1 protein-coding gene is annotated in these 262 nt (G+C 40.8%); it reads left to right on the top strand.

All coding sequences use genetic code 11. The features are described 5' to 3' along the window. A partial coding sequence (locus AB3351_RS23620; protein ID WP_371149554.1) for a hypothetical protein occupies window positions 1-262 on the top strand: 262 nt, incomplete at both ends.

Here is a 262-nt window from a genome sequence, read left to right as displayed (position 1 = left end):
TGTCATTCGGTGTGGACCTCGCTCTTCAAGAAGCCTTAAAAAAATATGTAGAGGGCTGGGCCAGCTTACTTCGTGCCTATTGTAATAATGAGCTTTCAATGCATGAAATTAGTCAAAAGGGAAGTAACTTTGTAGCTAGAGCCCTTTTGCTGTTAGATGTGCTGTATATAAAAACGCCGGTAGAATGGAAGGGAATGCTCATGCCCCTGCATCCTCTCTACTTGTGGAGATATTATGAGGTATTTAAGGAACTAACTAATAA

This window comes from Aneurinibacillus sp. REN35, assembly GCF_041379945.2.
Classification (GTDB): domain Bacteria; phylum Bacillota; class Bacilli; order Aneurinibacillales; family Aneurinibacillaceae; genus Aneurinibacillus.
The sequence above is the reverse complement of the archived record's forward strand: the minus strand, read 5'-3'. Positions and strand labels throughout refer to the sequence as shown.